Origin of the sequence: Pseudomonas sp. OE 28.3 (assembly GCF_014268205.2) — a bacterium.
Taxonomy (GTDB): Bacteria; Pseudomonadota; Gammaproteobacteria; order Pseudomonadales; family Pseudomonadaceae; genus Aquipseudomonas; species Aquipseudomonas edaphica.
The window spans coordinates 1,829,419-1,844,351 of the sequence record NZ_CP077082.1 but is presented as its reverse complement, the minus strand read 5'-3'; the positions used below and the strand labels follow the sequence as shown (position 1 = coordinate 1,844,351).

Here is a 14,933-nt window from a genome sequence, read left to right as displayed (position 1 = left end):
CATGAACCTGCAACTGGACAACCTGCGCAATGCCTACCTGAGTGGCGACACCACGCCCCGTGAAGTGCTGCTGCACCTGCGCGAGAAAGCCGCGCACTTGAACCCCGATTATCACCTGTTTATCCACTTGCTTACCGAAGCGGAGTTGGAGCCGTACCTGGCCGCATTGGACGCGCGCGAACCGGCTGAGTTGCCGTTATTCGGCGTACCGTTTGCGATCAAAGACAACATCGACTTGGCTGGCATTCCCACCACCGCCGCGTGCCCGGCGTTCGCCTATGTGCCGCAGCGCAACGCGAGCATTGTCGAGCAGTTGATCGCCTTGGGCGCGGTGCCAGTGGGCAAGACCAACCTCGACCAGTTCGCCACCGGGCTCAATGGCAGCCGCTCGCCGTATGGCGCGTGCCCCAACAGCGTGTTGCCGGAGTATCCGTCGGGCGGCTCCAGCGCCGGGTCGTCACTGGCCGTCGCGTTGGGTGTCGCGAGTTTTGCCCTGGGCACCGACACGGCCGGTTCCGGGCGGGTGCCGGCGGCGCTGAATAACCTGGTGGGGCTCAAGGCGAGCAAAGGCTTGATCTCCACAGCCGGCGTGGTGCCGGCGTGCCGCACGCTGGATTGCGTCACCACCTTTACCCGCACCGCGCGCGAGGCCAGCCAGTTACTGGCGCTGACTGCCAAACTCGATCCCTTGGATGCGTACAGCCGAGCGAACCCGGCGTGGAATGATGCATCGGCGTTTGGCGCACCCCGAGCGTTTCGTTTTGGCGTGCCGCGCGAGCAGGACCTGGAGTACTTCGGCTGCAAGCAAGGCCCGCAGTTGTTTGCGCAGGCCATCGACCGCTTGATTGCACTGGGTGGCGAGCCGGTGACGCTGGACCTGTCGCCCTTCCTGGAAGCCGCGCGCCTGCTCTACGAAGGGCCGTGGGTGGCTGAACGCTACAGCGTGGCCGGTGAACTGATGGAGCAGAACCCCGAGGCCGTGCTGCCGGTAATTCGTGCGGTGCTGGCCAAGGCGCCTGCGGTAAACGGCGTGCAGACCTTCCGTGCGCAGTACCGCCTGCAAGCCTTGAAAGCGCAGTGCGATGGCTTGCTTGAAGGCCTCGACTGCGTACTGACGCCGACCATCGGCCGCCCGGTGACGCTGGAAGAACTGCGCGCCGAACCGGTGCTGCGCAACGCCGAGCTGGGCTACTACACCAACTTCATGAACCTGCTGGATTACGCCGCCGTCGCCGTGCCCAGCGGCTTTATGCACAACGGTTTGCCTTGGGGTGTGACGCTGTTTGGCCGAGCTTTCACCGACCAATACCTGTTGGGCGTGGCAGATGCGTTGCAGCGCCAGCACGATACGTCGCTGCCTGTGCCTGTCGGCAGCGCAGGTCATGACTTCACCCGGCTGGTGGTGTGCGGCGCGCATCTGCAGGGGCTGGCGCTTAACGGCCAATTAGTGCGGCGTGGCGCGCGCCTGCTGGAGCGCACCCACAGCTCGGCCGACTATCAGTTGTTCGCGCTGGCCGGTGGGCCACCCTATCGCCCCGGCATGCTGCGGGTGAGCGAAGGCGGCGTGGCTATTGAGGTGGAAGTGTGGGAACTGCCGAGCCGCGAATTGGGCTCCTTCCTCACCGGTATCCCCGCACCGTTGGGCCTGGGCAAGGTGCAACTGGCCGACGGGCGTTGGGAAACCGGCTTCATCTGCGAGCCCTATGGCTTGACCGGCGCCGTGGACATCAGCCACTTCGGCGGCTGGCGCGGCTACCTGCGCAGCTTGCAATAGCGGGGCGGCGCTGTATCGTGCAGGGAACTGCGCGATACAGCCCGAACCGACATGACCACACCCACCCTTTGCCCTGCCTGCGGTGCCCGCAACGACTGCGCCCTGGCCGACCCACGCACCGCCGACCAAGCCTGTTGGTGCTACAGCGTCACCATCGACCCGGCGGTACTCGAAGCGCTGCCCGATGAACTGCGCAATAAGGCCTGCCTGTGCCCACGCTGTGCGCAGGTAGATGCGCAATTGCGTGGGGCTGAACAGCCGTAATGCGCGTTGATCGTTTCCTCAGCAACCTGCCGCGTTTCAATCGCCAACAAGTGCGTGTGCTGCTGGTTGAGCGACGGGTGACAGTTGATGGCGTGGCCGTCAGCGACCCACACCATGAAGTGCGAGCATTCAGCCGCGTCTGTGTCGATGATGAGGTACTGCAAGCCGGCAAACCGGCGCGTTATTTCATGCTGCACAAACCCCAAGGCTGCGTGAGCGCTACCGCCGACCCGGTGCATCCCACCGTGCTTGATTGGCTGAGTGAACCGGACACGCATGAGCTGCACATCGCCGGCCGTCTGGACTTCAACACCACCGGGCTGATGCTGATCACCAATGATGGCCAATGGTCGCGGCGCCTGACCCAACCCCAGACCAAACTGCCCAAGGTTTACCTCGTGCATACCGAGCAGGACATTGGTCCTGAGTATGCAGCGACCTTTGCCGCGGGCCTGTATTTCGCCTTTGAAGATCTCACCACTCAACCCGCTGAGCTTGAGCTACTCGGCCCAAGGACCGCACGCCTGAGCATCATCGAAGGCCGTTATCACCAGGTGAAGCGCATGTTCGGGCACTTTGATAACAAGGTGATCTGCCTGCACCGTGAGCGTATGGGGCCTTTGGTGCTGGATGCCACCCTTGCGCCGGGCGAATATCGGGAACTGACCGACGAAGAAATCCGACAGGTCTGACGACCGTTCAGCCGGTGATGGCAAAAAACCAGCTTGGCGCCTTGCGAGCTGGCGCCTGTGCTGCTTGAATCAAGACGTCAGCCAAATTATGACTGGCGAGTCGCCCCATAACCTCCAAGAAACACCTTGCCCCGCCCGCGCTTGATCTATGGGCGTTCCAGGCAAACAGCCCGCCATAACAACACCCGTCGGCCAGCCGTTATCGGACCGACATGGGCCTCATCTTCCAGGCGTATGCCTACCTGTCATAAAGCTCGTGCAGAGTGATCTGCGCGCCCTACCCGCTTGCCAGGAGTCTTACGACATGAGGCCAGAAATCGCTGTGTTGGATATACAGGGTCAGTATCGGGTTTACACGGAGTTCTATCGCGCGGACGTTGCTGCAAAGACCATCATCCTGGTCAACGGCTCCATGGCCACCACGGCATCCTTCGCTCAAACCGTGAAAAGCCTGTACCCGCAATTCAATGTGGTTTTGTACGACCAGCCCTACGCTGGCCGCTCCAAAATCCATAACCGTCATGAGCACATGCTGACCAAGGAAGTCGAAGGCCAGATCCTGCTGGAACTCATCGAGCACTTCGGCGCCGAACACGTGCTGTCGTTCTCCTGGGGCGGCGCCGCTGCCCTGGTCGCCCTGGCCCACCGGCCGCGCCGGGTGGAAAAGGCCGTGATCAGCTCGTTCTCGCCGGTGATCAACACCCCCATGCGCGACTACCTCGAACGCGGTGTCGACTACCTCGGCAACCTCGATCGCCACAACGTCGGCCACCTGGTCAACAGCACCATCGGCAAACACCTGCCGTCACTGTTCAAGCGCTTCAACTACAAGCATGTGAGCGGCCTGGCCGAGCATGAATACGGGCAGATGCACTTCCACATCAGCCATGTGCTCAACAGTGACCGGCTGTGCTACCTAAAAGCCGCCAGGCAGATCGACATTCCGGTGCTGTTTTTGAATGGCGAATGGGATGAGTACACCAGCGCCGAGGATGCCAAGCTGTTTGGCCAGCACGTGGCCAACAGCAGCTTCAGCACCATCCAGGCGACCGGGCATTTTCTGGACATGGAGCACAAGGCGGCCTGCAGGGACAGCCGGGATGCGGTGGTGGGCTTTTTGAAACCAGAACGCCAGGTGAGTCGGTTGCGTTATCACCAGGGCCAGACGCAGCATGCGTTTGCTGTCTGAAGCCGAGGCTTATGTGGGAGCCGGGCTTGCCCGCGATGCAGGCGCCGCGGTGTGCCAGTCACACTCAGGTGATGCAATCGCAGGCAAGCCAGCTCCCACACAAGCTTGATGAACCCAACTCACACATTTTTCGAAGAAAAACTTCAAATCCCGGCGAACATCTGGTACAAAGTCAGCCGCTCTGAGCGGGTATAGTTTAATGGTAGAACAGTAGCTTCCCAAGCTTCCGACGAGGGTTCTTATTGGACACCCCTCTTTGGTGCATGGTAAAAACGCGTAATGCGGGTATAGTTTAGTGGTAAAATGAAAGCTTCCCAAGCTTTAGTTGAGGGTTCGATTCCCTCTACCCGCTCCACCTCAAAGCCAGTAAATCCGGGCATTCCAGACGATCCCACCAAGCCCTGAAGAGCTATCAAAGCATCTCCGTCTAGCCTTCAAATCCTACCCGAGAGTCACCAAGAGTTACCAAAATCTGGTGCACCGTCGACGCTGTCCACAAGGATGACTTTATCGCTAGCTACCTGGCCAGCTCCCCTTCAATACATCCTCAAAGACTCGCTCCGACGCCATGTCTTAGAGCCATCCCTCGCTACCCTCAGGCCAACCCAAATCGAACCAAGCCAAGCCGAGCCGAGCCAAAAACTAAATTCAGAAAGGGAGTTAGCGGACACCCCTCCTGATCCAGAAAACCCTCTCCCCCCCGCAAGCACGCAGTAGCCAATTAGAAGCTCAGTCGCCCGACACCGGCCTCTCCCTCTTCGTGCGATCACGCTCACGTTGGCGGTAGCGTTTCACAAAGCTAGCATCAACTAAGTCCTCAACTCGCAACCCGATCCCACAGTTGACCAATGAGGCCATGGAACTATCCGACAGTGAAAACTCATCGGGGATAAGTCCGTTATTCTCCACTCTATTTTTATCAAGCGTCGCCTCAAAGGCTTTCAGAAAGTCAGCCAATCCAGGGCGACGAGCTTCAGTAGCCGCAATTGCCGTAGAGTCGCGTGCGACTGTGACCGCATTAGCCGCGTCAAAACCGATTTGCGCCACCACCGCACTAATGGCCGGCCAGTATTTCAGGTCATACTGATAGGCCAGGCCTTCTAATTTCCCCTTCAAATAAGAGCTAAAAAGCCCATTCTCCTCAGAAGCCCCTTCCACCACGTCGACAATGTGGTAGTAGGTATCACAAGTAAAACTCGATCTCTCTTTAACTTCCGTCCGGCGCGAAAGCAACTCAGATAGCATTTCTGAAACCTTTGCAATGCGCACATTCAGTTCAGTCAGCTCCTCCTTATCCTCCCGTGCCTTTTTTATTTTCTGAGGACTCCAGGAGGTGACTGCCGTGGTGTACATCTCAAAGAAATACTTTAAAGCCTCCGAATCAGCAGACAATCCATCACGAAGCTCGACGTAAGCATCGGCAAGCTCATGGCTACGCCCCAGCAGGCTTTCGATGAGACGATTGGTACTGCCCAAGATCCTGTGCTCAGCGTTGTATTGATAGTCTCCACGCAGTACGTCTTCACACAGTTCGACAGCAGCACGAGTGTTAGCATCCATTTTCAAAACCCCAATTAAAGAATAAACCGATGATAATTCCTCAACCGGAAGACGTCGGTACCTATCTGAAAAAAACTCTGCCTTCTTCGGGTACCCATCCAACTACACCCCCTTTGAGCTGGCCGGCCAACACGATCCCATAACCACAGACAATCACGACCCGGAATCATCGACAAGCCGGCTCAAAAAAAAGACATGATCAGAGCAAAGGCCAATCCCGATATTTCAAAAAACCAAACAACTTTCCTTATCCCCATCAGCGCGACCTAATAAACCAACCTCACGCAAATGTTCAAATATTCCAACAGCAACTAAACCTACTCACCACCCGCACAACCAAAGCAGCTTTACTTTACACCCCAGTCAAGTTAATTAGATAAAACATGGGTGGCGTATTGCAGCTCTTTCAGTAACACTAAACCTATTCTGCTACAGGTAACCAATATGAATGCAGCCAGCCACCTACGGTTGCTTCGACACTGAGATGCCGCAACAACAAGACTGAGCCCGAGAGGCTGAGGGCTCTCTCTAACCCCGAATCCGAATGCAAACCAAACCAAACAAGACCAGGCGAGACCAAAGACCGCAGTTGGATCAGAAGCCCCCTTCCATCCGCATTGCCTGCATGCTTGTCGACAGCGGACGCATATAGTCCTGCAATGACCGTTTGTCCTCCGGTAGCGCCTGGCCATCCGTGTCGTACTTCACCTGCCGGATCCCGTGGCAGATAAGGCTGTCAGGGACATACTCGATGCAAGGCCCTAGCCACGACTCGTGCGAACGGCGATCTGTCACAGTTCGAGTACCTGGCCGAGCTGAAACGCCGTGGCGTGCTCCAGAATGACTTCTCCCAGGAGGACGCTGACAGGCTGGCAACTGAGTACGTCGCCGCTTGATTTGATGTCAAAGCCCCCATGCTCTCGGTATGCTGATCAATTTCCGGGAGCACATGCATGACGCTGATTGTGGCTGGTCACACGCTGGAACAATTGGACTTTGAAGGTATCAAGAGCGTTCATGGCCGAGGAACGTTCTTTGCCTCTGACAGTAGCATCACTCAGAAAGGCGAGGTGCTAGTCAATGGTTACAAGAAAGTCTACGAGATTCCCATTCGCGTGAACGGTGTAAACCTGCTTGGCAATTGGTTCAACGGCTATCACGGGTTCATCTATGAAGACGGCTGTGCTATCGCGTTTGCAGGAAGCACTCTTGTTTCCCAGCACATCATGAACTCGATCCGTAACCACCTGGGAGAGTTGAAACCGACCTATCGTGACGACAAATACCAGCTGGCCATGCCATGCGAGAGGCATAAATTCATCGGTCAGCACTGCGACGGCGATATGTTCAAGCGCAGCGACTATGGGCCCAATTATTTGCTGAGCGCCGCGTTCATTGCTGGCGTAGTTCAGCACTCGATTCAAGCTGTACTTGACCGCGCTAGCGAGCACAAGGGAATGAAAAAGAACTTCACCGCTTATCAAGCCGAATTCGTCCTGAGCGTGCGCTGCCCGCTTACGAGCAAGTACCACATCTATCAATACGACATCGTGCCAGGGCCTGACGATGGAGACGGGAGCAATGCTGACTCCATACCAGCTGTTGCTCAGATGGCGGAGATACCTGAGGGCAAGGTCGCAGTCATCGGCATGCGTGAATTCTTTGAGAAAGAGGCCAACGACGCATTCGCCGCCGCGATGGACGCAGGCCAGCGAACTGATGCTGCCATGCTCGAATTCGTAACAAACGCGATCCTTGATCAGAACGCTATCGGCGCTTTCGGCATCGGCCTTCCAGCCTTCCTTTACGAGCACCAAGGAATGCGGCTGGAACAGACAGAACGCAACGACGGATCCAGAGTTTCAGCGGTAAGCTCAGCAGTTGATTGACACGCCAAGCTCATTTGATGTCAAAGCGCCTCCCTGCGGCTAAGCTAGCGGGCATTCACGGAGGTAAGTGTATGTGGATTTGGCGGGAAACGCGGGAGAAATGGTTGCTTGGCGCGGCACTGATGGTGTTGGCGCTCATCGTCCTGATTAACCTTAAGCTGGACTTGTGGCCTTTCCTGGAGGGCGGTCGGGTTCCTGCCTTTTTGCGTGCTGATGCCACAGCAAGCGTTTCCAGCGACCTGCTTGTAGGGCTTTTCTCAGCGTATATTTTCTACGTAATCGTTGAGCTTGTGCCCAAGAATCGCAGAGAGACGCTGACACTCCATCCGCTTAATCTCATCGCCGCTTCAGTCATCCATGCTTACGAGAGATCCAGTGTTTTCGGTCATGAGACGCCCATCACTTCCGTCGACAGTGCGGTGCTGGACGTAGAGAACCTGAAGCTATTGAAAAGCGGGATGCTTGAGCAGAAGAACATCATTAGTCTCAAATCTGCGATGGAAACTGCTCACTCCAGGCTTCCGGACTTTCATCACGCACTGAGCATGGCCGCTTCAATCTCTCCTGGACACGCCTTGGACTGGCTGGTGTTAACGGACAAGATCCGCCTGCTGGCCGAGGAACTCAATACCTGGCCGATCAGCCCTTTCGTGAATAGTCCTGGCGGCATAGCGAGTTTGCAGGAGCGTCTCGACCCAGCTTGGCTTGAGGCTCAGGCAGCTCATCAATTTGAAATCGTTAAGATGACCGGCGGACTGAAGCTACGCGTGATGGAAGCAATTGAAGCGACCATTTTCTGGATGGAAAGACAGGCCTAGAGCCCCAAACGCCCAGGGATGTCCCTATCGACGACGCCTTGACGCTTCTTGCGCTATCGAACATGGGGTTAGTGCCTGAATGGCTTACAAGGTTTACAGATCTGATCCTCAGGTCGAGTAAGTCATTCAGGGAGGTTGCACAGGATGGCCAAGAAACCGAAGTTCTACGCTGTCGTCCACGGACGGAAAATCGGGATTTTCAATAGCTGGGAAGGTGGAGCTCGCTTGTCGATTGACCGCTTTCCGGACGCGAGACACCAGTCATTCGCAACGCTCGCGCTCGCTGAGGAGTGGTACCGCCAGAACACCCCCACGCCAGGTTCGAACCACTCACCGGTTCTTCACTTCAGCACGCAAGCGTCGGAGCAACAGCCGACCGTCGTCCCTCAACAGTCGATCTTGGAAGGCGTGGTTGCCAAGCATTATGTCGTCTACCTGATCATTGATCCCGTGACGGAGGAGCCCTTCTACGTGGGGCAGACAGGCGACTTCGAAGGCCGACAGCGTGGCCATCTTGGGAAAGCCAAACACGACTGCAAGCGTGCGGCAGCCAAAATCGCCCAGATACTCGATGACGGGATGACCCCAGCATTCAAAGTCGTGGAAAACTGCGAGTCTGAACAAGCCTCATTGGAGGCAGAGACACGCTGGATCGAACACTGCACTGCCAGGGGTATCAAGGTTTGGAACCGCTGGCGGGAGCATCGCGAAATCCAAGCATTACATATGAAGCCAAAAATCGAGTTTGATCGAATTATCGGGGACGGCCCCTTCACCCTTGGCCCTTACCCATACGACTCTAGGTTTGAGCTGAAGAGCAAGCTCAATGCTTTCTTGTCCAAGTCCTCCCAAGGCGCGATAGAGGTGCGCATGGCCACCGAGAAGCTCAGGTTGATCTGGAAACTCACCCGCCAAGCAGGGGAAGTGAGCGAATTTCGCATCGTCAAGGACGCATCCAAGCTTCAACTCGAAGCAGTCCTCGTGTCCGGATCAACCGTAAAATTTGATTACGGTGCAGCGATCGATCGCCTCCCCTAACCGATTGCAACCAGGTGGCGAGCACCAGCTCTCCCCCGCCAGCAACGGCATCAAGCGCATAGAAGAAGTGCACTTGTCTCTTCATTCACTGGCTTGGAAGGCAAACTTTTGGGCAATGTACTTCGCTGAGCTTTCTATATAAGGAAACACGGTGCTCTCGTTTATATTCAACCGATCAAGCTCTCTCAAAATATTTCGTTTATTCGTCACCGCTATACGATGAAGAGTAATATCTGGAGTTCCTTCCTCATCTAAGACCGCCTCATCACCGAACAAAAGGAAAGCTCCTGACTGAAATGAGATCCTGCTATTGGTGTGTTTACCTTTGACGCACAACACGGAGCGAAGATGCCCAGGCTCCAGGCGGGGCTCAAAGAATGGTTTTTCTTCCTTAATGAAATGAAGCAACTGCTTCAGTGCTCGCTGATCGTTAAAACCACCGACGTCTTCAGAATCGAATGTGATTGAGTCCCTGACGCCTTTTGACAAACGAGACAGGTTAGCAATACAACTTGCCGTATCTGAATCGAAGTACTTTATATACTCAGAATCCATGGAGAGCACGATGACCTCTCCAGGATCATCTAAGTGGCTCTTGCAGCAGAAATACAAACCGATCAGTGGGTTCGATGTGATATCAAGCAATCGTGTCGGTAACGAATAATGTTGCATCCGCACCAAGCGATCCAGGGTATAAATGTCGCCACTGAAATCCAGGGAATTGGAAACCAGAAGCTCCCGATACATCCTATCCTCAGCATCTCGGTAGACGAAGTTACCATCCTGATCCCTGCGAAAAATTGAGGGTTCCAACCGATACTTTTTGCTATTGGAGTGCCCCCGATAAAAAACCTCGCGACGGCCATGGTCTAGTCGAAAAACATGCTCAATGAAAGCTCCAACGCTGTCAGCGTTAGTTTCCGGAGGCAAGGTGGCCGGGAGATCCTCCTTAGTTACTTTCGAGCCCACCACCCCGTCTGGTATGAGACCTACTTGGCAGAGAACATCGAGCAGATCCTCGTCTTTAACTGCCCAGTGCGTGCGGTTGATTTCCCAATCGCGGATATCAAGAGCGGCTTGCAGGGGTTTGATTTGTTCAAAATCAATGGGTGCAATCCGATCATCCATGATGGGGCGAACGAATAAAATTTTGCCGTTGTTGCGAAGTTTCACCTCAAGCATCCCCACCCTCATAGTGTGGCGAGTGCCCTCGTACGCAAAGAGACAAGGGAGCTCCATCAATGCTTTTAGCTGAGGCTCTTTCAGCTCCTTGAAACTTGCAGCAATATCATCGTTCGTATACTCCAAAAAACGACTCTTATCATACTCGTAGCCGAGACTTTCCCAAGCTCCCTCGCGAGAAGTCACTAGAAAATTGTACATAACCCTACCCCCTCCTTGCGTGGTTAATTTCAATGTAACAGGCTGTAGAATAAACAGGCTTGCAGTTGCCATGGCTGACGCCTTAACTGTTGCGGCAAATCTTACCACGACAGTCGACTCAGGTTTGCTCCCCCATCATCTTCTCATAGTGCTCTTCAAACCCTGTTTTTACGAATACCTGCCTGAATCGCTCCAGGTAATGCGCCGGCTCAATCTCACCAAAATCAGTAATGTTGACCGCATCGGCGTGTGACTCACGATTGACGTATCGATACAGGGCTTTGAAATCAGCATCCTCATCCGCTAGTGTGGCCAGCGCCGCTTGAAGTTTGTCCAGGCGGTGTACGAACGTGAAGTAATATTCCAGGATGTTTCGCATCATATTCGGAATGACGGTAGCGGAGGTACGCCCCGCTTGGGCATCTTTGATGGCCTGCCAAAATGATTGATAGTCATTCTGTACGTCAGTGGCCTTCATGGGCGTGATGACGCTGTGTGCTGCCTTGGTGATCCGGAATAACGAGAACTCGTCAGACTTTTTGAGGTGATTAAGCATCTCGTGAAAGAAGAACAGGTTGTGGGTGAGGATAAAGACCTGCTTAAAACGCTCTTTCGGGCTGAGGACTCGCCGGTGGATCATGGAGGCGATATCATAGATGTAGTTATGAGAAAGGCTTGAGATGGGATCGTCGATGACAATGATCCGCTCACTTTTCAGCTTGCCACCCTTTTCATCGAGCTCGCCGTTACAGACTTCCAGGAAATAGAGGAAGGAGATCAGCGTCTTCTCTCCCTCACTGAGCGTCTTGAACACGTCAGCCTGCTGGTCGGGTCTTTGCAGCTTGTAACGAGGAAGCTCACCCTCCTCCCTGACAACCAGAAAGCCCTTGAGCCCGAGCACAGCCAACGACATGTTGATGCTGTCGATGGACTGGTCGATATTCGTGATCTTGGCTTTGCTCAGAGCAATGGCATCCCGGTGAACCTGAGCCTTTATGCGGATCTCGTCAGCCAGCTTCCGCTTCGCTTCCTTTTTGACACCAAGCTCGCTATGTACCTTTCTCGCGGACGTGATGACCTGGTCGCAGCTCGCCCGAAAGCAGTTCCAGAAACGTGTTTTGATGTTCTCCAGATGGGTTTTCTTGTCTTTTACCTTCAGATTGAAGGCATCAATTTTCAGCTGATCTTCCGCGATCAACGCATTGATTTCGCCGAGAACGGCTCCAGTAGCCTCCAGCGCGACGATCATGGATGGACTCGCCAATTTGGCAGCCAAACCTTGAATGTTTTGGGTGAATAATGCGTCCAGCCTTGCCAGGAGTGCCTGGTACTCAGGGGCTCGATACTCCGCACGTTGGAACTGGCTTTTCAATCGAGCGACACCGCCGTCATATCGGTTTTTCAGAGCTTTCAACTGAGAGACCCGCTGCTCGTACGTTTTGTCGAACACCTTCCGGATTTCATCGTAGAAACCAGCTGGCAGGGTTTGCTGGCAAAACGGACACTGCTCCCGTTCGTGAAACTCAAGGGCATGCTTGACCCAGTCCGAGTTACCCAGATCAGTAATCAATGCGGAAAGGTACGAGTCGCCGGATCCGGAAATAACTTCGGAAAGCAGGGGGCTGGTTTCAACCTCGCTTTCTGCAAATCTGAGAGTAGGTATCGCAGGGAGCTCGGTATCTCCCGCAGACTGCAACTGCTCCGCCTCAGTTGCCAACGCGGTGAAATCCTCACTCGATGTCACAAGCGCAATATCACGTAGTTTGTCGCCGAGGCGCTCTTTGGTATTGGGCCCAACGAGGCAATACCGGAGAGGGCCGGTTTCGAAAGGTTTTTTGAGGGCCCATAGCTGATCCAGCATGTCCGCTTTGTTGGCTTTCTGAGAGTCGCCAAACGCGTTCCCTGCCGCCACCTCGGCCTGATGTTCAGTCAACACCTGCTTGAGGGCCAGCTCGGCAGCCTCCAGCTCTTTCTCTGCCTCGATATTGCCTTCATTGAGCGTGAAGATGCCGGCCTGCGAACTGGCCTGGAAGTTGGCCTCCATGAAGGTATGGTTGTACACCAACACCTCACGCTCCGCTGAAGCAGGCTGAGTCTGGCATTGGTGATACAGCAAATCAGCAGGGTCTTGGAGGTAGTTCCCAATGGTGGTTTTGCCCGTGCCATTGTGCCCATAGAACATGTTCACTTTCGTGAGTGGGCCGACCTGGGAGTTGAGCTCGGGCGAGTAGCTCGATACGCCACGCAGTATGAGATTCTTGATCACGTCGCTGTCCTTAGCTGCCAGAAACTAACACGTCCGTATCCTATTACTGACACGCCCCAGAGGAAAGACCGCTTTCCTGGCCTCACGCCAAAGCTACTATTGCAAGTAAATGCCTCCCCGTTGCCACAGCATCAGCGCAGTGTCAGTTCGGGAGGTTGATGAAGCTTTAGCAGCGTGATACCGTCGAGCTTCGATCTATCTGAATCGAGCGGTCGGTCAGCAAAGCCTTTGCGCATCAGGTGTTTCTCCCTTCTTTTCGCACGCACTTCGACGATAGTCAGCGGAAAGCCGACACCCTGACGTATTGGAGAATTGCCATGCGCGTTCCGATCTATGCCCAAGATTTGCTGCCCAATGCAGCCTTCAAGAAGCTAGCCAAAAGCCTCAAAAACAGGTGGCCAGTTCAGTCCTCGATCCAGCAAACGCTAGCCAACGAAATCCTTTCTAAAGGCTTGGGGTATCTGGACTATTACGAGCTCAGAAGTTCGTCCCTAAACTGCCCTCCTGAAACGCCGACACCTTCTGAAAGCGACGCGCGCGCTGGGATTGTGGCTGCACTTGCGTCCGCTCTCCAATCCGCCAATGAGAAATCCGTCACTCTTAGCGGCCTGGAAGCTTTCGTAGAAACGCTTCCGTTGACAGCCTTGACCGCCTTCAAAATGGCGGGTTCAAGCGCCACATCATCGCTAATCACCAAGCCGTTAAAGCTCGACCCGACACTAGGTCAAGTCTGCCCAGTGAATCTCACCTGCCCTGCAAAGACAACTCCGATGTACACAGCTCCAATGATAAGAATGGAAATATGTAGTGGTCTAATGAAACCGGACACCCATTTAGGCGAGAATGCTCGCCAGATCGAGGTGTCAGATGACCAAACAACGCCGCTCCTTTACTCCTGAATTCAAGCGCGAGGCTGCCGACCTTGTGCTCAAACAAAACTACAGCTACATCGAAGCCAGCCGTTCACTCGGCATTGGTGAATCGGCATTGCGCCGCTGGGTTGACCAGATTCAGAAAGAACATAAAGGCGTTACCCCGCAGAGCAAGGCACTGACTCCGGAACAGCAAAAAATTCAGGAGCTGGAAGCCCGAATTGCTCGGCTTGAGCGAGAGAAATCAATACTAAAAAAGGCTACCGCGCTCTTGATGTCGGAAGATCACGAGCGTTCGCGCTGATTGACCAACTGAGTGCCCATGAGCCGGTTGATTGGCTGTGCAAGGTGTTTGACGTCACTCGCTCGTGTTACTACGCCCAGCGCCTGCGGCGCCGCTCACCCGATGTTGAACGGCTTCGATTGCGTAGTCGTGTCAGTGAGCTGTTCTCACAAAGTCGCAGTGCTGCGGGCAGTCGCAGCATTTTGTCGCTGATGCGTGAAGACGGTGAGCAGATCGGTCGATTCAAAGTGCGCAGCTTGATGCGCGAGCTAGATTTAGTCAGCAAACAACCCGGCTCCCATGCCTACAAACGAGCAACAGTAGAAAGACTGGATATCCCGAACACATTGAACCGCGAGTTCGACGTGCCAGCGCCCAATCAAGTCTGGTGCGGCGATATCACCTACATTTGGGCGCAAGGAAAGTGGCATTACCTGGCTGTCGTCCTGGATCTTTGTACGCGTCGGATCGTGGGCTGGGCGCTGTCGGAAAAGCCAGACGCTGAGCTGGTGATCAAAGCGCTGGATATGGCTTACGAGCAGCGTGGCAGGCCTTCGGATCTGCTATTCCACTCGGACCAGGGATCGCAATATGCAAGCCGACTCTTTCGCCAGCGGTTGTGGCGATACCGCATGCGCCAGAGCATGAGTCGACGAGGAAACTGCTGGGATAACGCACCGATGGAGCGCGTATTTCGCAGCTTGAAAACAGAATGGATACCGACCGTGGGCTATCGAACTGCACAGGAAGCACAGCGCGACATCAGCCATTTTTTGATGCATCGCTACAACTGGATTAGGCCTCATCAATTCAACGATGGGTTGGCTCCAGCGCGGGCCGAGGAAAAACTTAACGTCGTGTCCGGGATTAGTTGACCACTACAAGACATCAAACATGCCCAGGCA

General features: G+C 54.9%; 12 protein-coding genes and 1 tRNA gene. 10 read left to right on the top strand and 3 right to left on the bottom strand.

Annotation, left to right across the window (positions count from 1 at the left end):
• The first annotated feature begins 1 nt into the window (after window position 1).
• From atzF to HU759_RS08260, 5 genes are all read left to right on the top strand, one after another.
• Window positions 2-1,774, top strand: coding sequence for an allophanate hydrolase (gene atzF / locus HU759_RS08280; RefSeq protein ID WP_017137306.1), 1,773 nt, complete (start codon window positions 2-4; stop codon window positions 1,772-1,774).
• A 51-nt stretch (window positions 1,775-1,825) separates the two neighbouring features.
• The gene (locus HU759_RS08275; RefSeq protein WP_138451929.1) at window positions 1,826-2,038 is read left to right on the top strand and encodes a cysteine-rich CWC family protein; all 213 of its coding nucleotides are present in this window, start codon (window positions 1,826-1,828) and stop codon (window positions 2,036-2,038) included.
• The gene (locus tag HU759_RS08270) at window positions 2,038-2,730 is read left to right on the top strand and encodes a pseudouridine synthase (RefSeq protein ID WP_170040584.1); all 693 of its coding nucleotides are present in this window, start codon (window positions 2,038-2,040) and stop codon (window positions 2,728-2,730) included. The genes HU759_RS08275 and HU759_RS08270 overlap by 1 nt, the downstream gene beginning before the upstream one ends.
• 304 nt (window positions 2,731-3,034) lie before the next feature.
• Entirely contained in the window at window positions 3,035-3,919 is an 885-nt protein-coding gene (locus tag HU759_RS08265; RefSeq protein WP_170040585.1) for an alpha/beta hydrolase, read from the top strand.
• Between the two features lie 281 nt (window positions 3,920-4,200).
• A tRNA-Gly gene (locus HU759_RS08260) sits at window positions 4,201-4,274 on the top strand.
• A gap of 374 nt (window positions 4,275-4,648) precedes the next feature.
• Here HU759_RS08260 and HU759_RS08255 read toward each other — a convergent pair.
• Window positions 4,649-5,479 carry a hypothetical protein gene (locus tag HU759_RS08255; protein ID WP_169867464.1) on the bottom strand — a complete coding sequence of 277 codons (831 nt, stop codon included), beginning with the start codon at window positions 5,477-5,479 and terminating at the stop codon, window positions 4,649-4,651.
• 953 nt (window positions 5,480-6,432) lie between these two features.
• Here HU759_RS08255 and HU759_RS08250 point away from each other — a divergent pair.
• The 3 genes from HU759_RS08250 (at window position 6,433) to HU759_RS08240 (ending at window position 9,224) form a co-directional block, all read left to right on the top strand.
• On the top strand, window positions 6,433-7,368 hold the full coding sequence (locus HU759_RS08250; protein WP_169867463.1) for a hypothetical protein: 936 nt from the start codon (window positions 6,433-6,435) through the stop codon (window positions 7,366-7,368).
• A gap of 71 nt (window positions 7,369-7,439) precedes the next feature.
• Window positions 7,440-8,186, top strand: coding sequence for a hypothetical protein (locus tag HU759_RS08245; protein ID WP_169867462.1), 747 nt, complete (start codon window positions 7,440-7,442; stop codon window positions 8,184-8,186).
• Window positions 8,187-8,330: 144 nt separating this feature from the next.
• The gene (locus HU759_RS08240; RefSeq protein ID WP_170040586.1) at window positions 8,331-9,224 is read left to right on the top strand and encodes a viroplasmin family protein; all 894 of its coding nucleotides are present in this window, start codon (window positions 8,331-8,333) and stop codon (window positions 9,222-9,224) included.
• Window positions 9,225-9,305: 81 nt separating this feature from the next.
• Here the strand turns inward: HU759_RS08240 and HU759_RS08235 are convergent, their stop codons facing one another.
• Both HU759_RS08235 and HU759_RS08230 read right to left on the bottom strand, forming a co-directional pair.
• Window positions 9,306-10,679: an FRG domain-containing protein gene (locus tag HU759_RS08235; protein WP_225933038.1), complete on the bottom strand. Its 1,374-nt coding sequence runs from the start codon at window positions 10,677-10,679 to the stop codon at window positions 9,306-9,308.
• Window positions 10,680-10,725: 46 nt separating this feature from the next.
• A complete protein-coding gene (locus HU759_RS08230) occupies window positions 10,726-12,873 on the bottom strand; it encodes an AAA family ATPase (protein ID WP_170040587.1) in 2,148 nt (715 codons plus the stop codon).
• A gap of 317 nt (window positions 12,874-13,190) precedes the next feature.
• On the opposite strand from HU759_RS08230, the gene HU759_RS08225 reads away from it, so the two are divergent.
• A complete protein-coding gene (locus tag HU759_RS08225; protein WP_186617459.1) occupies window positions 13,191-13,772 on the top strand; it encodes a hypothetical protein in 582 nt (193 codons plus the stop codon).
• Window positions 13,741-14,903 (top strand): IS3 family transposase gene (locus HU759_RS08220; protein WP_170040589.1). Its coding sequence is split into 2 segments (ribosomal slippage): window positions 13,741-13,996 and window positions 13,996-14,903, totalling 1,164 coding nucleotides; the frame shifts between segments, so codons are not numbered across the junction. The genes HU759_RS08225 and HU759_RS08220 overlap by 32 nt, the downstream gene beginning before the upstream one ends.
• Window positions 14,904-14,933: the final 30 nt, after the last annotated feature.

What these genes read in the sequence shown, in the direction of transcription:
- atzF (WP_017137306.1), top strand. Translation starts at nt 2, where the DNA reads ATGAACCTGCAACTGGACAACCTGCGCAATGCCTACCTGAGTGGCGAC.
- HU759_RS08275 (WP_138451929.1), top strand. Translation starts at nt 1,826, where the DNA reads ATGACCACACCCACCCTTTGCCCTGCCTGCGGTGCCCGCAACGACTGC.
- HU759_RS08270 (WP_170040584.1), top strand. Translation starts at nt 2,038, where the DNA reads ATGCGCGTTGATCGTTTCCTCAGCAACCTGCCGCGTTTCAATCGCCAA.
- HU759_RS08265 (WP_170040585.1), top strand. Translation starts at nt 3,035, where the DNA reads ATGAGGCCAGAAATCGCTGTGTTGGATATACAGGGTCAGTATCGGGTT.
- HU759_RS08255 (WP_169867464.1), bottom strand. Translation starts at nt 5,479, where the DNA reads ATGGATGCTAACACTCGTGCTGCTGTCGAACTGTGTGAAGACGTACTG.
- HU759_RS08250 (WP_169867463.1), top strand. Translation starts at nt 6,433, where the DNA reads ATGACGCTGATTGTGGCTGGTCACACGCTGGAACAATTGGACTTTGAA.
- HU759_RS08245 (WP_169867462.1), top strand. Translation starts at nt 7,440, where the DNA reads ATGTGGATTTGGCGGGAAACGCGGGAGAAATGGTTGCTTGGCGCGGCA.
- HU759_RS08240 (WP_170040586.1), top strand. Translation starts at nt 8,331, where the DNA reads ATGGCCAAGAAACCGAAGTTCTACGCTGTCGTCCACGGACGGAAAATC.
- HU759_RS08235 (WP_225933038.1), bottom strand. Translation starts at nt 10,679, where the DNA reads ATGGCAACTGCAAGCCTGTTTATTCTACAGCCTGTTACATTGAAATTA.
- HU759_RS08225 (WP_186617459.1), top strand. Translation starts at nt 13,191, where the DNA reads ATGCGCGTTCCGATCTATGCCCAAGATTTGCTGCCCAATGCAGCCTTC.